Source organism: Flavobacterium sp. UBA2787, assembly GCA_002352205.1.
In the GTDB taxonomy this organism is placed as follows: domain Bacteria; phylum Bacteroidota; class Bacteroidia; order Flavobacteriales; family Flavobacteriaceae; genus Flavobacterium.
In genome coordinates, this window is sequence record DEHZ01000015.1 from 376,614 (window position 1) to 397,921 (window position 21,308).

Annotated in this window: 21 protein-coding genes; 8 read left to right on the forward strand and 13 right to left on the reverse strand. The window is 34.8% G+C overall.

The window, feature by feature from the left end:
* Positions 1 to 243: 243 nt before the first annotated feature.
* On the forward strand, positions 244 to 2,460 hold the full coding sequence (locus B4N66_RS14750; protein WP_291095785.1) for a TonB-dependent receptor: 2,217 nt from the start codon (positions 244 to 246) through the stop codon (positions 2,458 to 2,460).
* Positions 2,461 to 2,499: 39 nt separating this feature from the next.
* Here B4N66_RS14750 and B4N66_RS14755 read toward each other — a convergent pair whose 3' ends face one another.
* Positions 2,500 to 2,928, reverse strand: a complete 429-nt coding sequence (locus tag B4N66_RS14755; RefSeq protein ID WP_291095786.1) for a hypothetical protein — start codon at positions 2,926 to 2,928, stop codon at positions 2,500 to 2,502.
* Between the two features lie 224 nt (positions 2,929 to 3,152).
* On the opposite strand from B4N66_RS14755, the gene greA reads away from it, so the two are divergent.
* Both greA and B4N66_RS14765 read left to right on the forward strand, forming a co-directional pair.
* Positions 3,153 to 3,629, forward strand: a complete 477-nt coding sequence (greA, locus tag B4N66_RS14760) for a transcription elongation factor GreA (RefSeq protein WP_291095788.1) — start codon at positions 3,153 to 3,155, stop codon at positions 3,627 to 3,629.
* A 21-nt stretch (positions 3,630 to 3,650) separates the two neighbouring features.
* Entirely contained in the window at positions 3,651 to 4,040 is a 390-nt protein-coding gene (locus tag B4N66_RS14765; protein WP_291095789.1) for an HIT family protein, read from the forward strand.
* Positions 4,041 to 4,075: 35 nt separating this feature from the next.
* On the opposite strand, the gene B4N66_RS14770 is transcribed toward B4N66_RS14765, so the two are convergent.
* Both B4N66_RS14770 and B4N66_RS14775 read right to left on the reverse strand, forming a co-directional pair.
* Positions 4,076 to 4,315, reverse strand: coding sequence for a GlsB/YeaQ/YmgE family stress response membrane protein (locus B4N66_RS14770; RefSeq protein WP_291095790.1), 240 nt, complete (start codon positions 4,313 to 4,315; stop codon positions 4,076 to 4,078).
* A gap of 64 nt (positions 4,316 to 4,379) precedes the next feature.
* The gene (locus tag B4N66_RS14775; RefSeq protein WP_291095791.1) at positions 4,380 to 5,528 is read right to left on the reverse strand and encodes a sensor histidine kinase; all 1,149 of its coding nucleotides are present in this window, start codon (positions 5,526 to 5,528) and stop codon (positions 4,380 to 4,382) included.
* Positions 5,529 to 5,631: 103 nt separating this feature from the next.
* On the opposite strand from B4N66_RS14775, the gene B4N66_RS14780 reads away from it, so the two are divergent.
* The 3 genes from B4N66_RS14780 (at position 5,632) to aat (ending at position 7,646) form a co-directional block, all read left to right on the forward strand.
* A complete protein-coding gene (locus tag B4N66_RS14780) occupies positions 5,632 to 6,510 on the forward strand; it encodes a flavin reductase family protein (RefSeq protein WP_291095792.1) in 879 nt (292 codons plus the stop codon).
* 35 nt (positions 6,511 to 6,545) lie between these two features.
* Positions 6,546 to 6,920 carry a DUF3127 domain-containing protein gene (locus B4N66_RS14785; protein ID WP_291095793.1) on the forward strand — a complete coding sequence of 125 codons (375 nt, stop codon included), beginning with the start codon at positions 6,546 to 6,548 and terminating at the stop codon, positions 6,918 to 6,920.
* Positions 6,921 to 7,004: 84 nt separating this feature from the next.
* The gene (gene aat / locus B4N66_RS14790; protein ID WP_291095794.1) at positions 7,005 to 7,646 is read left to right on the forward strand and encodes a leucyl/phenylalanyl-tRNA--protein transferase; all 642 of its coding nucleotides are present in this window, start codon (positions 7,005 to 7,007) and stop codon (positions 7,644 to 7,646) included.
* Here the strand turns inward: aat and B4N66_RS14795 are convergent.
* Positions 7,643 to 8,203 (reverse strand): DNA-3-methyladenine glycosylase I, encoded by a 561-nt coding sequence (locus B4N66_RS14795; protein WP_291095796.1) that lies wholly within the window; start codon positions 8,201 to 8,203, stop codon positions 7,643 to 7,645. The genes aat and B4N66_RS14795 overlap by 4 nt on opposite strands.
* A 161-nt stretch (positions 8,204 to 8,364) precedes the next feature.
* On the opposite strand from B4N66_RS14795, the gene ald reads away from it, so the two are divergent.
* Positions 8,365 to 9,453 carry an alanine dehydrogenase gene (gene ald / locus B4N66_RS14800; protein ID WP_291095798.1) on the forward strand — a complete coding sequence of 363 codons (1,089 nt, stop codon included), beginning with the start codon at positions 8,365 to 8,367 and terminating at the stop codon, positions 9,451 to 9,453.
* 62 nt (positions 9,454 to 9,515) lie between these two features.
* Here ald and B4N66_RS14805 read toward each other — a convergent pair whose 3' ends face one another.
* The 5 genes from B4N66_RS14805 to rplM form a co-directional block, all read right to left on the reverse strand.
* Entirely contained in the window at positions 9,516 to 9,734 is a 219-nt protein-coding gene (locus B4N66_RS14805) for a VF530 family protein (protein ID WP_291095799.1), read from the reverse strand.
* A 77-nt stretch (positions 9,735 to 9,811) separates the two neighbouring features.
* The gene (tsf, locus tag B4N66_RS14810; protein ID WP_291095801.1) at positions 9,812 to 10,777 is read right to left on the reverse strand and encodes a translation elongation factor Ts; all 966 of its coding nucleotides are present in this window, start codon (positions 10,775 to 10,777) and stop codon (positions 9,812 to 9,814) included.
* A gap of 146 nt (positions 10,778 to 10,923) precedes the next feature.
* On the reverse strand, positions 10,924 to 11,724 hold the full coding sequence (gene rpsB, locus B4N66_RS14815) for a 30S ribosomal protein S2 (RefSeq protein WP_291095803.1): 801 nt from the start codon (positions 11,722 to 11,724) through the stop codon (positions 10,924 to 10,926).
* A gap of 144 nt (positions 11,725 to 11,868) precedes the next feature.
* Positions 11,869 to 12,255 carry a 30S ribosomal protein S9 gene (gene rpsI, locus B4N66_RS14820; RefSeq protein ID WP_248435880.1) on the reverse strand — a complete coding sequence of 129 codons (387 nt, stop codon included), beginning with the start codon at positions 12,253 to 12,255 and terminating at the stop codon, positions 11,869 to 11,871.
* Entirely contained in the window at positions 12,255 to 12,710 is a 456-nt protein-coding gene (gene rplM / locus B4N66_RS14825; protein ID WP_112085949.1) for a 50S ribosomal protein L13, read from the reverse strand. Before rplM ends, rpsI begins: the two co-directional genes overlap by 1 nt.
* Before the next feature lie 302 nt (positions 12,711 to 13,012).
* Here rplM and B4N66_RS14830 point away from each other — a divergent pair, with 302 nt between their 5' ends.
* Positions 13,013 to 14,035 (forward strand): LacI family DNA-binding transcriptional regulator, encoded by a 1,023-nt coding sequence (locus B4N66_RS14830; protein WP_291095805.1) that lies wholly within the window; start codon positions 13,013 to 13,015, stop codon positions 14,033 to 14,035.
* 411 nt (positions 14,036 to 14,446) lie between these two features.
* On the opposite strand, the gene B4N66_RS14835 is transcribed toward B4N66_RS14830, so the two are convergent.
* The 4 genes from B4N66_RS14835 to B4N66_RS14850 form a co-directional block, all read right to left on the reverse strand.
* The gene (locus tag B4N66_RS14835) at positions 14,447 to 14,830 is read right to left on the reverse strand and encodes a hypothetical protein (protein ID WP_291095807.1); all 384 of its coding nucleotides are present in this window, start codon (positions 14,828 to 14,830) and stop codon (positions 14,447 to 14,449) included.
* A 65-nt stretch (positions 14,831 to 14,895) separates the two neighbouring features.
* Entirely contained in the window at positions 14,896 to 17,769 is a 2,874-nt protein-coding gene (gene polA, locus B4N66_RS14840) for a DNA polymerase I (protein ID WP_291095809.1), read from the reverse strand.
* 109 nt (positions 17,770 to 17,878) lie between these two features.
* Positions 17,879 to 21,070, reverse strand: coding sequence for a tail fiber domain-containing protein (locus B4N66_RS14845; protein ID WP_291095811.1), 3,192 nt, complete (start codon positions 21,068 to 21,070; stop codon positions 17,879 to 17,881).
* Positions 21,067 to 21,288 (reverse strand): hypothetical protein, encoded by a 222-nt coding sequence (locus B4N66_RS14850; RefSeq protein ID WP_291095813.1) that lies wholly within the window; start codon positions 21,286 to 21,288, stop codon positions 21,067 to 21,069. Before B4N66_RS14850 ends, B4N66_RS14845 begins: the two co-directional genes overlap by 4 nt.
* Positions 21,289 to 21,308: the final 20 nt, after the last annotated feature.

A 21,308-nucleotide genomic window follows, 5' to 3' on the forward strand; every position in this document is an offset into this window, starting at 1 on the left:
GGCCGTTTTTGCCATTGAATTTGATTTTTACCATTGCCATTGAAAATCTTTTACTACCTTTGCACCGTCTCAAAGGGGTGCTCAAAATAACGAGCTGAGATCATACCCAACGAACCTAGAACAGGTAATGCTGTTTAGGGATTAGACAAAAAAGTAAATGTGCACGTTTATTTTGATGTCAAGAGTATCAATTTTAATTTTTAACCAAGAGTAATTGCCCCTTTTATTCGTAATCTTTTACGAATGAAAACTTTATTCAACAATCGCCATTATGGCACAAAAACGCTCAGCAGGTATTGCTTTGCCAGCTTTTTTCTATTCTCTTTAATCGGTTTTTCTCAGGAACAGCTAACGGTTGCCGATACAACTAAAACAAAAGACATTCCTCTCGATGAAGTTTTGGTTTCGGCCGTTCGTGTAACAGTACAGTCGCCGGTTACTTTTTCCAATCTTCGTAAAGAAGAATTTCAATCTCGAAATCTCGGACAAGATATTCCGATTATGATGAATTATCTTCCGTCAGTTGTCACCACAACCGATGCCGGAGCTGGAGTGGGCTACACCGGAATTCGCGTTCGTGGATCTGATGCAACGCGTGTGAACGTAACCATCAACGGAATTCCGTATAATGATTCCGAAAGCCAAGGAACTTTTTGGGTGAATATGCCTGATTTTGCCAGTTCGACCGAAAGTTTGCAATTGCAACGAGGAGTTGGAACTTCAACCAATGGAGCGGGAGCTTTTGGAGCGAGTTTAAACTTGTTGACCGACTCGTATTCAAAAGAAGCCAGTGGAGAAATTTCCAATTCGTACGGAAGTTTTAATACCAGAAAGCATACTTTAAAATTCAGTACAGGCTTAATGAATGATAAATTTGAAATTGCAGGACGATTGTCTAATATTGTTTCAGATGGTTATATCGACAGAGCTTCTTCTGATTTAAAATCCTATTTTTTACAAGGTACTTATGTTGGTGATAACACTTTAATAAAGGCTCTTGCTTTTGGAGGAACTCAAAAAACCTATCAAGCATGGTATGGTTTAGAAGACCCCGATTTATTGGTGAATAACAGAACTTTTAATGTTGCCGGAATGTATTTTGATGACGAAGGAAATATGCAATTCTATGACAACGAAACAGATAATTATCAGCAAGATCATTATCAATTGCATTGGAATGAACGTTGGAGCGACAATTGGAGCACGAATTTAGCCTTTCATTATACCAAAGGAAAAGGTTATTTTGAACAATATAGAGAGGATGAGGATTTTGCTGATTATGGTTTAAATCCGATAACATTAGGTGGAGAAACCATCGATGTAACCGATTTAATTCGTCGTCGTTGGTTGGATAATGATTTTTACGGAACAACGTTTTCATTGAATTATAAAAAAGACAATGTAGATTTTATTTTTGGAGGAGGAGCAAATAAATATGAAGGAGCTCATTTTGGTGAAATCATTTGGGCTGAATTTGCCTCGCAAAGCGAAATCAGAGATTGCTATTATGATGATTTTTCAACCAAAACAGATGTCAATTTTTTTGCTAAGATAAATTATGATTTAACTGAGAAATGGCGACTTTTTGGTGATATTCAATTCCGAAATGTTGGATTTAATGCCAATGGCGAAGATACCGGAATTGTGAATGACAATTTTAATTTCATTAATCCAAAAGCCGGAATTACTTTCACTTTAAATCAAAATAATAATTTTTATTTTTCGTATGCCAAAGCCCAACGCGAACCAAATCGTAACGATTACGAAAACGGAAATCCAAGACCTGAAAAATTAGATGATTTTGAATTAGGATGGCGATATGCAACAGAAAATGTGAAATTGAATGTTAATAGCTATTTGATGATGTACAAAGACCAATTGGTTTTAACCGGAGAATTAAATGATGTAGGAGCACCAATTCGTGCCAATAGTGGTGATAGTTTCCGTGTTGGATTAGAAGTTGATGCCACTTTGAAACTTTCAGATAAATTCTTTTTGCAACCAAATTTCACGGTAAGTCAAAATAAAAACCAAGACTTTGTTTTTCAGCGAGATGGTGAGTTGCAAAATTTGGGTTCAACTAATATTGCTTTTTCACCAAATTTTATTGCAGCAAATCGTTTTACTTTTATTCCGGTTAAAAATCTAGAACTTTCCTTTTTATCAAAATTTGTAAGCGAACAATTTATGGGGAATATCGATGCAGAAAGTTCAAAATTAGATGCTTATTATGTAAATGATTTTAATGTTTCGTATGAAATTGAAACAAAAAAAATATTTAAATCTATCCGATTCAGTGCTTTAGTGAATAATATTTTTAACCTGAAATACGAAAGCAATGGTTATTTTTACACTTTTGATGATGATTCGGACCCGAACGCCATTACAACTTTTGAGGGAGCTGGTTTTTATCCGCAAGCGGGAATTAATTTCCTTTCAGGAGTAAGCTTTTTGTTTTAGTATATAAAAGAAATCCTGACTTTGCGGTCAGGATTTTTTTTAATTATAAACTCTAACAATAGGTCCGTTTACTTCAACACGGTAACGTTTCATCGGGAATTCTAAACCCTCACCTCCCAGACCGGTAAATAAATTATACAATTCTTCATCACATGGGCAAAGAGCATTACTACCCTGGATAATCATGGTTGAACAAGAACTCAAGGCTTGGTTTGGACAGGCTGCGTCAAAGGCGTTGTAGCCACCACCACCGATGCTGAAAACAATAATTCCTCTTACCCCTGCATTTCCTTGTGAAATATAAACACCGTTTCCGGCAAATTTTAAAGAGCTGTACAGCGGTAAATCGGTATTAATATCTACCGTAAAAGTATAATTTGGTATGTTGGGATTAAAATTATTAAAACGTTCGTTTTCACATCCGGAAAGGAAAACACAAGCAATGAGTAGCAGAATAAATTTTTTCATAAACATTATTTTTCGTAACACAAATTTAATTTAATTACCTTTGAGTATCCTTATTAAGGAATAAATTTTCAAATAATTAAAAATTATACTATCTTTGTTGAAAGGAATCCTCTCAAAGGGGATTTTTTCTATTTTATATAACGATAAAAATAAGGATTTTATATATCAAAGTTCAACTTTTGTGAATTTTGAAAAATTGAATTGCAATAAAAACACATGAAGTTATGAGTACAGTATCGTATTACACCGCAGAGGGTTTAAAAAAACTAAAAGAAGAATTAGAAAATCTTAAACATATTGAACGCCCAAAAGCATCACAAGCCATTGCAGAAGCAAGAGATAAAGGTGATTTATCTGAAAATGCAGAATATGATGCCGCTAAAGAGGCTCAAGGATTATTGGAAATGAGAATTTCTAAAATGGAAGAAGTATATTCAAATGCCAGATTAATTGATGAATCGCAACTTGATTTGTCAAAAGCATTAGTATTGTCTAACGTGAAAATTAAAAACCAAGCCAATGGCATGGAAATGAAATACACGTTGGTGGCCGAAAGCGAAGCTGATTTAAAAACCGGAAAAATATCTGTTACTTCTCCTATCGGAAAAGGTTTGTTAGGAAAATCTGTTGGCGATGTAGCCGAAATTACAGTCCCAAATGGTGTTTTAAAATTTGAAGTTTTAGAAATTACAAGAGATTAATTTTTTTGAAAATTTAAATCAATGGCAAGTATTTTTACCAAAATAATAAACGGCGAAATTCCATCCTATAAAATTGCAGAAGATGAACATTTTATTGCTTTTTTAGATGTAAATCCAAACGCAATTGGTCATACACTTTGTGTTCCGAAACAGGAAATCAACAAGATTTTTGATATGGAAGAAGATCATTATTCAGCTTTAATGAAGTTCTCCAGAAAGATTGCAATAGCTTTGGAAAAAGCAATTTTGTGCAAACGAATTGGTGTTGCCGTGGTGGGATTAGAAGTGCCTCATGTTCATGTTCACCTCATACCGTTACAAGATATGGATGATATGCGATTTCAGCGGAAGGTGAGTTTAACAAAAGAAGAATTTGAAGCTACAGTGCAAAAAATTCAAAACGAATTATAAAAAATAAAATCCCGAGTTCATCGGGATTTTTCGTTTTATCTTTTTATCAAACTTATTAGAAAAAGCAAGACCCAAGCCCCCCCGGCAGCAATTAGAATTTGCCAAAGTAATCCGCCTCCGCCAATTCCGAAATGCCCGGCTAACCATCCGCCAACAAATCCGCCAATGATTCCAACAACAATGTTTCCAATTAATCCAAAACCTGAACCTTTCCAAAGTTGACCTGCAAGCCATCCCGAGATAGCACCGATGAGTAAGAAATACAAAAAATTCATAAAAATTGATTTTATTGGTTAATATTGTTAAAATTATAAAAAATAAATGACAATTTAATAAAAATTATATTTTTTTAAAACTAACCATCATCGTAGTGCCTTTTCCAACCTCTGATTGAGATACTTTAATTTTTCCTTTATGGTATTCTTCCACAATGCGTTTTGTTAGAGAAAGACCTAGTCCCCAACCACGTTTTTTAGTGGTAAATCCGGGTTCAAATACTCTTTTAAATTGATTTTTCGGAATTCCTTTTCCGGAATCGGAGACTAAAATTTTTACTTCTTTTTCGTCTTCAATGATCGTTAGCGATAACTTCCCGCGACCTTTCATCGCATCAATCGCATTTTTTACCAAATTTTCAATTGTCCAGCTATGTAAAGTTGGATTGAGATTGACCAAAATAGTTTTAGTTGGTGCCGAAAATGAAAATTCAACTTGTTTTGAAAAACGCGATTTCAAATAATCAAAAGATTGAATCGTTTCTGTAACCAAATCTAATTTTTCCAGAAGTGGTTCAGAGCCAACTTTAGAAAAACGATCAGTAATAGTTTGTAATCGGGTAATGTCTTTTTCAATTTCTTTGATTGTATTTTCTTCTACATTCTCAATCTTTAAAATTTCTAACCACCCTATTAATGACGAAAGAGGTGTGCCAATTTGATGTGCAGTTTCTTTTGCCATTCCTGCCCAAAGTTTGTTTTGTGTAGCAACTTTTGTGCTTCTGTAATAATTGTAAACTAAAGCAGTAAATAGCAGTATAATCAAAATTAAAGCAATCGGATAATATTTTAATTTGTTAATCAATGAAGAATTACCATAGTATAAATACCAAAATTTTCCGGGATTGTATTCAATGACTATCGGCGTATTTTCCTTTTTTAATTTTTCAAGAAATTGATTTAACTTTTCATTATTCGAAATGATATTTTCATCAATGTTTTTTTGATTTATGATTGTGTCGTTTTCAGTTAGTATAATAGGAATAGTTGTATTGTTATCTATTATTTGACGTGGAAGCTCAATATCATCAGTTTCAGGATTTGCATTATTAACAGTTTTCAGGCTTTCAGCCCAAAGTTCCATTTTTATTTTTTCTTCGTTTTTAAATATTTGAAAAAAAGTGTAAGTATTCCAAAGAATCAGCGAAACGATCACAAAAGAAGTGAGAATCAAAAACCATCGGGTTACATTTCTGCTTTCGGAAAACTGCATAAATTTGTATTTAGGATAAAAGTAGTAAAATCTTGTGTTAATTGAAAAATTCAATCGTCAAATACTGCTCAATTTTATACATTTGTATAAACTCAAAAAAACAATGGTTAGTATTTCTCCAAAAGATGTTTCTCCTTTAAAATTACAAGGTTATTTGCAAAGTTCGGTTGGGCCGAGACCGATTGCGTTTGCCAGTACCGTTGACGCAAATGGCAATCCGAATTTGTCACCATTCAGTTTTTTTAATGTGTTTAGTTCCAATCCGCCGATTTTGGTTTTTTCCCCTGCCAGAAGAGTTCGGGATAACACCATTAAACACACTTTAATTAACTGCGAAGCCACAAAAGAAGTGGTCATTAATGTGGTGAATTTTGATATTGTTCAGCAAATGTCGTTGTCGAGTACAGAATATGCCGATGGAGTAAATGAGTTTCTAAAATCAGGTTTAACTATGTTGCCTTCTGAGGTTGTAAAACCATTTCGTGTGGCGGAAAGTCCGGTTCAATTTGAATGCAAAGTCAATCAGATTATTGGTTTAGGAACAGAAGGTGGAGCAGGAAATTTAATTATTTGTGAAGTTGTAAAATTGCATATTGATGAATCTATTTTAGATGAAAACGGTAACATCAACCAACATAAAATAGATTTGGTTTCACGCATGGGTGCCAATTGGTATTCGCGTTCCAATCAAGGGCTTTTTGAAATCCCAAAACCATTGGCAACATTAGGAATAGGAGTCGATCAAATCCCTGATTTTATTAAAGAAAGCCCCGTGTTTAGTGGAAATGATTTAGGAATGTTAGGAAATGTAGAAAGTTTGCCATCAACAGAAGAAATTAATATATTTGTAAATGAAAATATTCAGGTGAAAGGAGTTTTGAGTTCTGCCGATGAAATGAAAGTGCATCAAAAAGCAAAAGAATTCCTTAACAAGCAAGATGCCCTTTCGGCCTGGAAAGTTTTGTTAGCCAAACGAGTTTAATATGAGCCAAATTAATAATTTTTAAAATCAAAATCATGGAAGTTTCAGGAAAAATCAAAGTCATTAACCCAGAACAACAAGTTAGTGCATCATTTAGAAAAAGAGAATTAGTGGTTACCACAGACGAACAGTACCCACAACATATTATGGTTGAATTTACACAAGACAAGTGTGATTTGCTTAACTCATATAAATTGGGTGAGGGTGTAAAAGTATCCATTAACATTAGAGGAAGAGAGTGGGTGAGTCCGCAAGGCGAAACCAAATATTTCAACTCTATTCAAGGTTGGAGAATTGAGCGTTTGCAAGCTGAAGCTCCTGCTGCTCAAATGCCTCCTGTGCCTGCAGCAGAGGCCTTTGAACCGGCAACCAACTTTAATGAAGAAGAGCACGACGATTTACCGTTTTAATTCTCATACTAAAAAGTGAATAAATTCCAAATTCTAACTTAACATGTTGGAGTTTGGAATTTCTTATTTAGATTTTAATTATAGATGTATTTTTTAAGTAAAGATTTATATTTTCCGCCGGTTTCTGAAGCTTCCTACGAAGGGATTTTGGCTGTTGGTGGCGATTTGAGCACAGAACGATTGCTTTTGGCTTATCAAAACGGTATTTTCCCATGGTTTGAAGAGGATGAGCCTATTTTGTGGTGGAGTCCGCCACAACGAATGGTGGTCAATCCAAAAGAGTATAAAGTAGCTAAAAGTCTTCGGAATATCTTAAACAGAAATATATTTAGAGTTACCTTCAATCAAAATTTTTCTGGAGTTATCGAACATTGTCAAACCATTAAACGAAAAGGGCAACAAGGAACTTGGATAACCGATTCAATGATGGACGCATATCTTAAATTGCACGATTTAGGAATTGCAAAATCGGTTGAAGTTTGGCAAAATGATGAGTTAGTCGGTGGCTTATATGGAGTTGATTTAGGTAAGATTTTCTGTGGTGAAAGTATGTTCAGCAAAGTTCCCAATGCAAGTAAAGTAGCATTCGTTTCTTTGATTGAAAAGTTAAAACAAGAGAATTATCTTTTACTGGATTGTCAAGTGCATAATGATCACTTAGAAAAATTAGGTGCGTTTGAAATCTCCCGAGAAAATTACCTCAAAATTCTAAAATCGTCGCTTTAATTTCTTTTCCAGCAATCCAAAAAATGATCATTAACCATTCCTGTCGCTTGCATATGAGCATACATGGTAGTTGGTCCGATGAATTTAAAGCCTCGTTTCTTCAAATCTTTACTGATTTTTTCGGCTAATGGACTGTAAGCCGGTACTTCTTTAAAAGAAGTGAAATTATTCACGATTGGTTTCCCATCCACATAACTCCAGATAAATTTAGAAAAAGAACCAAATTCTTCCTGCACTTTTATAAATGCTTTTGCATTGCTGATGGCGGAATTTATTTTCAAAGTATTTCGAATAATTCCGGCATCTTTCATCAATTCTTGCACTTCGTATTCGCCAAATAAAGCAATTTGTTTATAATCGAAATTAAGAAATGCTTTTCTGAAATTTTCTCTCTTTTTTAGAATCAAATGCCAACTCACTCCGGCTTGAAAAGTTTCTAAAATTAAAAATTCAAACAACTTTTGGTCATCAAAAACCGGTTCGCCCCATTCTTCATCGTGATAATTGCGGTATAAATCATCTTTTTCGCACCAAGCACACCTTGTTTTAGTTTCCATATTGTTTCATTTATTTAACAAATATAAAAAATCAAAGCTTTAATTTGATATTAATGTTTATTTTGGGGGTTATAACTTAAAAAATGATAAAAATTGAACATTAGTGTATAAAAATTAGGGGTTATTAATACATTTGTGTAATAATTAGAAACAATTAAGTGATGAAAATAGGGGTTCCTAAGGAAATTAAAAATAATGAAAGTCGAGTTGGAATGACTCCGGCTGGTGTTTTTGAATTGATTAAAAACAATCATACGGTTTATGTTCAACAAGATGCCGGTTTTGGAAGCGGTTTTTTTGACACGGATTATGCAGTGGTTGGTGCAATTTTAGTTCCAACAGCGGCTGAAGTTTATGCTCAAGCCGATATGATTGTGAAAGTGAAGGAACCTATCGCTGAAGAATATCCATTGATAAAAAAGGGACAAATTGTTTTTACGTATTTTCATTTTGCTTCCAGTGAAGAATTGACGATTGCGATGTTGGAATCCAAATCAATTTGCATTGCGTATGAAACGGTGGAAGAAACAGACGGTTCATTGCCTTTACTTACACCAATGTCGGAAGTTGCTGGAAGAATGGCAATCCAACAAGGAGCAAAATATTTAGAAAAACCAATTAAAGGAAGAGGAGTTTTGTTGGGAGGCGTTCCCGGAGTTCCACCCGGAAAAGTGTTGGTTTTAGGAGCTGGAATTGTAGGCATTCAAGCAGCAAAAATGGCGGCCGGTTTAGGAGCACATGTTACGATTTTAGATATCAATATGAAACGACTTCGGTATGTGAATGATGTGATGCCAAGTCACGTTGTAACTGAATTTTCGAGTGAATATAATATTAGAAGGCACATTAAAAATCACGATTTGATTATTGGTGCGGTATTAATTCCGGGTGCAAAAGCCCCAAAATTAATTACCAGAGATATGTTGAAAGAAATGCATCCCGGAACCGTTATGGTGGATGTGGCAGTAGATCAAGGAGGTTGTTTTGAAACGACTGTCGCAACAACGCACGAGAATCCAACGTATATTATTGATGATGTTGTGCATTATTGTGTGGCGAATATGCCGGGAGCGGTTCCTTATACTTCAACATTAGCCTTAACGAATGTGACATTGCCGTATGTTTTAAAATTAGCCAACCTAGGATGGAAAGTTGCCACAGACCGCTATCCGGATTTAGGAAAAGGACTCAATATTGTTCAGGGAGAAATTGTTTATAAAGAATTAGCCGAAACGTTCAATTTTAGTTAATAGGTTTTATTTGTTTGTTTGTTTAAAAATCCCATCGCAGCCAAGGTGATGGGATTTTGTATTTATTTCGTTTTGGAAATTGTTTCACAGTATAATTCTTCCACTTTTTTTTTAGCCCAATCGGTTTTTCGTAAAAAAGTTAAACTTGATTTGATGGAAGGATTTTCGGTAAAACATTTTATTTTTATTTTTTGACTTAAGGTTTCAAAACCATAAAAATCAACTAAATACTCAACTATTGATTGTAGTGTTTTCCCGTGAAGTGGATCGTTGTTTTGCATTTTGTAAATTTAACTAAAAACCATAAAAAAACCTCAATCATTATAATTGAGGTTTAGTATATTTTGTTCGTTAGGAATTACCCTAAAGCAACTCTTTTGAAACCTGTAATTTCAACATTGAAACCTTTTACGTAATCACCAACTTTTTTACTATCATCTTTGATGAAGTTTTGATCTAATAAAGCTTTTTCTTGATCTAAAGTTGTGTTGTCAGAGATAAAACGTTGGATTTTTCCAGGAATGATTTTATCCCAAATTTGCTCTGGTTTACCTTCTGCTTTCAATTCAGCTTTAGCATCTTCTTCTGCTTGTTTTAAAACTTCTTCAGTTAATTGAGAGAAAGAAATATATTTAGGAACATTTTTTAATGTTTTTCCTAAACGTTTTGCTTCTTCATTTTCTTTTTCGATTATAGCAATACGAGCAGCAAGTTCAGAAGCAACGAAAGCAGGATCAAAATCTTTATACGATAAAGTATCTGCTCCCATTGAAGCTACTTGCATAGAAATGTCTTTTGTTAACGTTTCAGCATCAGCAATAACAGATGAAATTGCAGTTAAAGCTGCAATTTTGTTCACGTGTACATACGATCCAACAAAAGCACCTTCTAAAATTTCAAAACCACCAATTTCAATTTTTTCCCCGATAACTCCGGTTTGCTCAATTAATTTTTCAGCAACGGTCATGTTTCCCTCAAATGAAGAAGCTAAAAATTCTTCTTTAGAAGAAAAGTTGATTGCTTTTTCTACTAATTGTTTAGCCAAAGAAACGAATGATTCGTTTTTACCTACGAAATCAGTTTCACAGTTCAAAGTAATTACAGCACCTTTGGTTTTGTCTGCATTTATAAAAGCAACAGCAGCACCTTCACTAGACTCACGGTCAGAACGGTTAGCAGCAACTTTTTGCCCTTTTTCTCTAAGGATTTGTATAGCTTTATCGAAATCTCCTTCAGCTTCAACCAAAGCTTTTTTACAGTCCATCATTCCGGCACCTGTAGTTTGTCTTAATTTATTTACGTCTGCAGCAGTAATTGTTGCCATTTTGTATCTATTTTTAAGTTTAAATTTTTATGTAAAAAAACAAATTCCAATATTCAAATTCCAAATTCCAATTTTATTAAATCATCAATTTTTCGAGAGACAATTTTTTGGAACTTGGAATTTTTCCTATCGGAATTTATAGTTATTTATTCTTCTGAAGTTGTTTTAGCTTCTTCTGCTTCCACTGCTGGAGCAGCTTCTACTGCTACTACTTCTTCTACTGTATCTTCTGCAACAGCATCACCATCTTTTTCAGATCCTCTTTCAGAAAGACCTTCGATGATAGCACCGGTTACTAAAGATAAAATTTTATCGATTGATTTAGAAGCATCATCATTAGCCGGGATAACGTACTCTACTTCACGTGGGTCAGAGTTGGTGTCAACCATAGCAAAAACTGGAATGTTTAATTTTTGAGCTTCTTTTACTGCGATGTGTTCAGCTTTGATATCTACTACAAATAATGCAGCAGGTAATCTAGACATGTCAGCGATAGAACCTAAGTTCTTCTCTAGTTTAGCACGAAGACGATCTACTTGAAGTCTTTCTTTTTTAGAAAGAGTATTAAAAGTGCCATCTTTCTTCATTCTATCAATAGAAGCCATTTTTTTCACGGCTTTACGGATAGTCACGAAGTTAGTAAGCATACCACCAGGCCATCTTTCCGTGATATACGGCATGTTCGCTGCAGCAGCTTTTTCGGCTACGATATCTTTTGCTTGTTTTTTGGTAGCTACGAAAAGTACTTTTCTACCAGATGCTGCAATTTTTTTCAAGGCTTCGTTAGCCTCTTCAATTTTAGCAGCAGTTTTATATAGGTTAATGATATGAATACCATTACGTTCCATATAAATGTAAGGAGCCATATTCGGGTCCCATTTACGAGTCATGTGTCCAAAATGAACGCCAGCCTCAAGTAAGTCTTTAACTTCAACTTTGTTTGCCATTTTTGTACTAGTTTACGTTCTGTTGATTAGCAATAATGTAGTAGCGATTACTCTGGTCTTCATTATTTAGATGCTAAACTAATTTTCCGATCGCATCGGAATAATAACAACAATAACTTTTTTAATAATAATTTTGTAATTCGATTAACGTTTAGAGAATTGGAATCTCTTACGAGCTTTCTTCTGTCCAAATTTCTTACGTTCAACCATTCTTGGATCTCTTGTTAGCAATCCTTCTGGTTTCAAGATAGCTCTGTTATCAGCTTCTACCTCACACATTGCTCTTGCAATAGCCATTCTCACAGCTTCTGCTTGCCCTGTTGAACCACCACCATATACATTTACTTTTACGTCAAAGTTAGTTGCATTTTCTGTCATAGACATTGGTTGCATCACTTTGTACTGTAAAGTAGCAGTAGGGAAGTAGTTTTCAAATTCTCTTTTGTTTACGGTGATTTTTCCTGTTCCTTCTGAAACATAAACACGTGCCACAGCACATTTTCTTCTACCGATTTTGTGAATAACTCCCATTACTTTAGATCGTTTAAGTTAACGGTTTTTGGTTGTTGAGCTCCATGTTTGTGCTCAATACCAACATTTACATTTAAATTGCGGAATAGTTGAGCACCTAATTTGTTTTTAGGTAACATTCCTTTTACAGCCTTTTCTACTAAAGTTGCAGGGTTTTTTTGTTGCAATACTTTAGCCGTTAGGCTTCTTTGTCCACCTGGGTAACCTGTGTGACGGATGTACGTTTTGTCATCCAACTTGTTACCAGTCAGGTTGATTTTTTCTGCGTTGATAACGATTACGTTATCACCACAATCAACGTGCGGGGTATAATCAGGCTTGTATTTACCTCTCAATAGCATTGCTACTTTTGAAGCAAAACGTCCTAAGTTATGACCCTCAGCATCTACAACAATCCACTGCTTATCTGCGGTAGCTTTGTTGGCTGAAACTGTCTTGTAGCTTAATGTGTTCACAATAATTTATTTTAATTAAACATTCCATCCCCAATAAAGGGGTTGCAAAAGTACAATTAATTATTATAAAAGCAAATAGCAATTTGAGATTATTTTTAATCACTTATTTTTAGATGACTAATTTTGCTAATACTACTGATTTTAAAGGTGTAAGTAATGGATTTATTTCGAATTTATTTTGGTTATCAAACGTTCAATTCATCGATTTATTACAAATAAAATGAGTTTTCATCATCAGATAAATGTCAATCACATTAAATCTATTCATTATTTTACTATTTTTACGTCTAAATTCGAAAGATATGAAGCCGAAAGCCACTTTAAAACAAATTTCAAAAGATTTAGGAATTTCCGTATCAACGGTTTCTAAAGCGTTGAGTGATAGTCATGAAATTAGTGAACCTACTAAAATAAGGGTTCAGGAGTATGCAAAGCTTCAAAATTATAAGCCAAACTCCATGGCTAAGAATTTAAAAAATCAGCGAACAAATACAATTGCGGTAATTATACCTAATATATTGAATCCATTTTTTGCTAAAGTGTTTAGCGGAATTGAAAAAGCCGCCAATGCAAAAGGGTATAATGTGATTACCTATATTTCAAACGAATCACTTAGCAAAGAAAAGCAAGCCATGGATTTGTTGAGCAATGGAACAGTAGATGGTTTTATTCTATCGGTTTCGGAAGAATCGCAAGCCAAAAATGTTTCTTCGCATTTTAAAGAAATTCTTCGTGAAGGATTGCCAATTGTAATGTTTGATCGTATCATGGAAGATGTTAATTGCGATAAAGTGATTGTAGATGATTTTGAATCATCAGTTGAAGCAGTAAATCATTTGTTGAAATTAGGTTGTAAAAAAGTAGCCTTACTTTCTTGTATTGATAATTTAAGTGTTGGAAAACACCGAGCATTAGGTTATGAAAGAGCCTTGCAAGACAATAAAATAAGCATTAACGACAAGTATATCATCATTACTGATAGTCAAGAAGATTTTGATGCTCGTTTAGAAAAATTATTAGCATCCAAAGAAGTAGATGGTATTTTGGCTGTGGATGAACATTCTTCTACTATGGCGATGAAAATTGCTATCCAAAAAGGAATTAAAATTCCGGAAGAATTATGCGTAATTGGTTTTGCAGACGGAGTTTGGTCAAGACGATTAACACCGAGTTTGTCCACCATCAGCCAACACGGCCCGGAAATTGGTGAAGAAGCCGCTAAACTTCTAATCGAAAAACTCGAACGAAAACAAGAAACACCGACTTATAAAACTACAGTTGTAAAAACGGAGTTGAGACAACGGGATTCTACGAGGAGGGTATAGGTTTTATTTGAATGGAATTCGGGAATTTATACTAAAGCCTTGTTTTACAAGGTTTTTTTATTTGACTGGAATTCGGAAATTATAAATTAAGAACCTAAAAACTCATTTTTAATCATAAAAAAAATAAATATACAATATAGAAAAGTAGCAAGAATATAACTGTTAAACATAATCTCATTTTGTGATGAATAGAATTTTTTTATTTTTATCAAGTTAAATAAAATTGGAGACGAAATGATAATAAGATTTGCTATTTTTCCTGAAGTAATTGCCGTTTGACTCACTGAACCTGCTCCAGAACCAAAATACATGAAGAGAGAAAAAAGCATAATAAAAAACATTACAAAAAAGTATAGAATTTCTAAACTTAAAATGACCACTAAAAGTTTAAGATTGACTTTCATTAAGTTGTTAGATTGATGATTTTATTCTCCAAAACAAAGCATTAAAAAATATCATTACAAATACAACAATTCCAATAATTGCAAGCGTATCAACTAAACGCATATATCTGAAATTATCATAAAACAAACAACAAAAAGCAATTAAGATAAAATGTATAATAGAAAAAACTAAATTAGTTTTCGCTTTGATGATGGCTAGAAACAAATATCCAATGAAAAAAGCAAAAACAAAATATTTAACGTAATACATCGTAAATCCTGAAATGTCATAAGCCCATCCAACTGTTTTGTTTAAACCATAATTTTCAATTTCTGAAAATCTTACTAATAAAGGTAAACATAAAAGTATGATAAGATACATTTTTGTTTCAAAGAGATTCTTCACTTTCATACCTAATTGTTTATTCAAACACTTTGTTCTGCGGTTTAACTGAAAACTGACAACCGACAACTGTCTTAATGAGCCTCCAGCCAATTTCTTCCCATTCCCAACTCCACATCCAACGGGACAGCTAATTTAAAAGCGTTTTCCATTTCGTGTTTAATCATCGGTTGAATTTTTTCTAATTCAAAATTGTGTACATCAAATACCAACTCATCGTGTACCTGCAATAACATTTTAGATTGCCAGTTTTCGGAAGTCAATTTTTGATGAATATTGATCATTGCGATTTTGATGATATCGGCAGCAGAACCTTGAATGGGAGCGTTGACAGCATTTCGTTCGGCACCGCTTCGCACCATCGCATTGGCGGAATTAATATCTTTTAAATAACGTCGTCTTCCTAAAACGGTTTGTACATAACCATTTTCTCTGGCAAAATCAACTTGGTTTGCCATATAGGCTTTCAGTTTTGGATAAGTGGCATAATAGGCATCAATCAAGTCGGCACTTTCTTTTCGAGATAAATTCGTTTGGTTGGAAAGTCCGAATGCCGAAACGCCGTAAATGATTCCGAAATTCACCGTTTTAGCATTGCTTCGCTGTTCTTTGGTGACTTCTTCCAGCGGAACATTGAATACTTTTGCAGCCGTACTTTTGTGAATATCTTCGTTGTTTTGAAACGCTTTAATCATATTTTCTTCGCCGGATAAAGCGGCAATAATTCGCAATTCAATTTGCGAATAATCGGCAGAAACTAGAGTATAATTTTCATCTCTGGCAATAAATGCTTTTCGGATTAATCGACCTCTTTCGGTACGAATCGGAATGTTTTGCAAATTCGGATTATTCGAACTCAATCGTCCGGTTGCGGCAACCGTTTGCATGTAATCGGTGTGAACTCGTTGCGTTTTTGGATCTACTTGATTCGGCAACGCATCAATATATGTGCTTTGCAATTTCACCATTTGTCGCCATTCTAAAATGTCTTTCACAATTTGGTGTTCGTTCACTAAATAACTCAACACCTCTTCGCCTGTGGCATATTGACCGGTTTTAGTTTTCTTTTGTTTGGCTCCGCCGATTTTTAATTTATCAAATAAAATATCGCCTAATTGTTTTGGTGAAGCCAAATTGAATTTTTCACCAGCCGTTTCATAGATTTTTTGTTCAAATTCGGTGATGTCTTTTTGCATATCCACCGACATTTTTTTCAGAAAATCCACATCCAATCGAATACCTTCAGATTCCATCGCAGCTAAAACCGGAATTAACGGAATTTCGATTTCATCAAACAATTTCTTCGTTTCGGCTTTGTCTAAAATCGGACTGAAAACTTCTTTTAATTGAAATGTAATATCAGCATCTTCGGCAGCATATTCTTTGATGTCTTCCAAATTGACATCACGCATTGATTTCTGATTTTTCCCTTTTTTTCCAATTAATGTTTCGATTGATTTTGGGGAATATTTTAAATACGTTTCAGATAAAACATCCATATTATGACGCATATCGGGATTAATCAAATAATGAGCAATCATCGTGTCAAATAATTTTCCTTTGACTGAAATTCCGTAATTCGCTAAAATTTTCAAATCATATTTGATGTTCTGACCGATTTTTTCAATGGTTTCATTTTCAAAAAAAGGTCTGAATTTCTCCATTAATTGTTGAGCTTCTTCTTGATTTTCCGGAAATGGAACGTAAAATGCTTTTCCTTTTTCCCACGAAAGTGCCAAACCAACTAATTCGGCATTCAAGGCATCAATTCCGGTGGTTTCAGTATCAAAACAAACCGAAGATTGATTCATTAAATTCTGCAAAAGCAGTTTTAAGTGTAAATCACTTTGAACCAATTCATAGTGATGAGAAGTCGTTTCTAATGTGGCATAAAACGAATTTGTTCCTGTTTCAGTTGAGTCATCATCGCTAAATCCAAACAAATCAAATTGATCTTCGTTGGATTTTTTGGCGGATGATTTCTTTTGAATTTGATTTTTGTCATTGCCATTGTCATTGACCTCTCCATTTCCATTGGTATTAATTTCGTCATATTCTTTTCCGGAGCCAAACCATTTATCAAATTGAGCTTTCATTTGACGGAATTCCAATTCTTGAAAAATAGCATCCGTTTTTTCTACATCGGGCTTGGATAACTCAAAATCGGTTGCGTCAAAAGTTACCGGACAATCGAGTAGGATAGTAGCTAGTTTTTTGGACAACAAACCTTGTGCGGCATTGTCTTCAATTTTTTGTTTGATGGCTCCTTTTAGTTTATCCGTATTAGCTAAAAGATTTTCAATAGAACCGAACTCTTTTAATAATTTTTTAGCTGTCACGTCACCAACTCCAGGAAACCCGGGAATGTTATCCACGGCATCACCTTTCATTCCTAAAAAATCAATTACTTGGAGAGGATGTTCAATTTCAAATTTTTCCAATACTTCGGGAATTCCCCAAATTTCAATATCATTCCCCATTCGGGCGGGTTTGTACATAAAAATATTTTCGGAAACCAACTGAGCAAAATCTTTATCGGGCGTAACCATAAAAACTTGAAATCCTTCTTTTTCGGCTTGTTTGGCTAGTGTACCAATTAAATCATCGGCTTCAAACCCTGCTTTTTCCATAATCGGAATTTGCATCGCTTTTAATAATTCCTGAATATATGGAACAGCAATTTTAATCGCTTCCGGCGTTTCGTCGCGATTAGCTTTGTAAGTTGGAAATAATTCATTTCTAAAAACACTACCCCCTTTATCAAATGCAACGGCAAGATGGTCGGGTTTTTCACGTTTAATCACATCCATAAGAGCGTTCATAAATCCCATGATGGCCGAAGTGTCCATTCCTTTGGAATTGATTCGAGGATTTTTTATAAAAGCATAATACCCACGAAAAATTAAAGCGTAAGCATCGAGAAGGAAAAGGCGTTTTTGCGTTGACATAATTCTTAAATATTGAAGATTTCAAAGATACATTTTTGATTGCTAAAAAAGAAAAATGCCGAAACCAATTTCTGATTTCGACATTTTCCAACCACTAAAAAATCCAACTTTATTTTATATTCATTTGTTCTAATTTGGCTTCCAGAGCATTTACTTTTTCTAATGCTGATTTTAATGCTGAATTTTCATTTTCTAATTTTTCGATTTTATCGTTTAAAGCTTTGATCGCTTGAAAAACGATTGGGTCATAGTCACCATAAGCCGTTTGTAAAAAACCAAGATTATCTTCGGTTACTTTTTCCGGGAAAATTTCTGCAATTTCTTGTGCAATAAATCCGATTTGAAGATTTTCAGGTCGAACGGTTCCGGTTTTGTCGTCGTTCCAATAATAAGTCACGCCTCTTAATTGGAGAATTTTTTCTAATGCTTCATTTGGAGAAATTGTTGCAATATCCTTTTTTAAGCGGCTGTCTGAATTGGCGACGAAACCACCGGCAGTAGTTTTTGATGCTGTGCCATTTACTTCTAAAGCATTTGTTGTTGGTGTTCTCATGATTCCGACTAAACCATTTCCTGTTATTCTTACAATATCACCTGTCCCATTATGATAGATATGAAATCTGCTATCGGCAACCGTGTTGTCGGCACGACCATAAAGCACCCATTCATTATCTGCTTCAGCTGCGTTTGTAAACTTAATACGGGCACCATCGTTTGCACCTTCTTCTCTCAGTAGAACATGAGATAATGTTCCTGAACTATTTTGCCTTACTTGAAACTCACTATTAGTTCTTAGAATATCATTATCAAATTCACCATAAATTAATGCGTTATTTTCATCTGCACCGTTATTCTCTATGAATAGCCTATTACCTGCTGTAGAATTTCTACCTGCATTTGAGCCAATAAAAACATTACCATCGCCACTTGCGTTTTGTCCTGCTTGAAAGCCCATAATGGTATTTCGTAATCCACTCGGATAATTTTCACCCGCTAAATGACCCACAAATGTATTGTAACTTCCAGTTGTAAAGTTTTCTAATGTTTGTTCACCAATTGCGGTGTTTCCATCTCCACTTGATAAAGAGTATAGCGATGCAAGTCCGATAGCGGTATTGTCAAATCCTGTTGTATTACTGAGTAATGTTAAACCACCAATTGCTGTGTTATCAGAGCCAGTTGACGTTGATAAACCGCTAGAATTACCAACAAAAACATTTCGGGTTCCAGTTGCATTTTCTCCAGCACTACTGCCAATCCAAACCGACTGTAACTGTGTTGTTTCTATTTGTCCTTTTGCAGTAATTCGTACTTTTTCTGTATTGTTTGTACGAATCGATACATCTTGATTGTCAGTTGTACCCAAGAAGTTAAAGGTTGGATTTGTTCCTGTATTACCCGTTAATTTCCAATCATTTGCTAAAGAGGTTAAATTAACCGTTTGAGTAGCAACACCATCGTTTGATAATGATAAGTTTAAAGTTGTTCCTGTTAAACTAAATACATCTATGGTTTGATTGTCAGTATTCAAAGCAGCCAAATTTACAGATTGTGTAGCAACACCATCATTTTGTAATGATAAGTTTAAAGTTGTTCCTGTTAAACTAAATACATCTATGGTTTGATTATCATTATCAATTTGCCAGGAAGCCGTGCCATTAGCATCACTTTTCAATACTCTACCTGCCGCTTGGTTGCCATCTACCATTCTTATACTTCCCTGTACATGAAGGCGTTCTTCTGGAGTTGACCAGCCCAAACCAGTATTTCCGTTTTTTAGCATTACAAGAGCATTTCTTCTTTCATTGCTGTCAAAAATATTATTATTATTAATATCAACTCCATTTCCTATTACAAATAATCGATCAGACATATTTGCTGTTCCGAACGATGAGGCTCCATTTGTGGAAGGAGTATAAAAAGTTGCTCCAATACCAAACACGGTTTCTCCAAAACTTCTAGCATCATTAAAGTAACCAAACGCTGTTGAATAGTTGCCAGTTGCATTAGTACCAAAACCAAAAGAGGTTGAATTTTCGCCAGTTGCATCAGTAGCATAACCAAAAGAAGTTGAATAGTTGCCAGTTGCATTTGAGTTTTCGCCAAATGCAGTAGAATTCACTCCAGATGCTGTTGTGGAATTTCCAAATGCAGTAGAATTCAAACCAGATGCCATTGTCTCATTGCCAAATGCAGTAGAATTCACTCCAAATGACGTTGTATTATTGCCAAATGCAGTTGATTGTTCACCTATAGCCGAAGTATAATAGCCAAATGCAGTTGAACTAGAACCGGATGCCGAAGCAAAATGGCCAAATGCAGTTGAAGCTGAATCGCCGGTTGCATCTGAGAAAAAACCAAACGCAGTTGATCTAGAACCGGATGCCATTGTACTATCGCCAAATGCGGTAGAAGTTGAGCCGCTTGCATCTGAGCCAAAACCAAACGCAGTCGAACGTTCTCCTGATGCTTCCGAGGCTCTACCAAACGCAGTTGAATCATCACCAATTGCTCTTGTAATCATACCAAATGCTGTTGAATTCTCTCCAGAAGCATTTGTGGAAGCCCCAAACGCAGTAGAATTCACTCCAGAAGCATTTGTAGAATCCCCAAACGCAGTAGAATTCACTCCAGAAGCATTTGTAGAATCCCCAAACGCAGTAGAAATCAATCCACTTGCCACTGAGTTAAAACCAAATGCCGTTGAAATATTTGCTGAAGCAATAGTTGAACTACCAAATGCCGTTGAAAAATTACCAATTCCTATATTATTCCATTGATTTCCAACAATATATCCTGCTCTAAAAGCTGCTTTTCTCGGATTAAAAAACATACGAGTACCAGTTCCTGTAATTTCTGTGTCTATAGTATTGCCTGAACCATAAGTTCCGGTTACCAAAAAACCGTCATCTCCATTAATGCGAACAGCACCATCGGTTGCCTCAATATTTTTTCCAACTCCTGCTCCACCTTGGTCATATGATTGATCCAATGTGTTTCCGGTAATTGTCTGCGTAATCGGTATCCATTGCGTACCATTAAAAAAGTAAAAACCAATACCATTTCCACCCACAGTAGCAGCATTGGTATTCCAAATTAACAAACCAGTTGCAGCAGTATTAGTTCCGTCTAACATTGTTGTTGTAACATTAGTTAAACTAACTCGTGGCACTAAAACACCTTTATTGGTAGCAGTAATATCAAGCATTGAAGATGGATCGGGGTTGGTAGTATTAACCCCAACTTGTGCATTTAGCAAGACACTAAACAGTAAGACGAATAGTATGGTAATTTTTTTCATGACAATAAAATTTTTTCCCAGTGGTTGGTGGTTAGTATTGGTTGTAGGGTAAATGCAAATCGATTTTGGGCAAAACCTTTAATGACTATTTTTTTGTTTTCACTTTTTAAAGTGTCTTTAAAAACCAAAGTATGATCGGTTTTAAGACGAATTTCCAACAGATAAAACCCGTTTGTTTCGGTGTAAAGTGTGATGGAAGAATTAGATAAGCTAAACATAGTTGTTAGATTTTAATCTA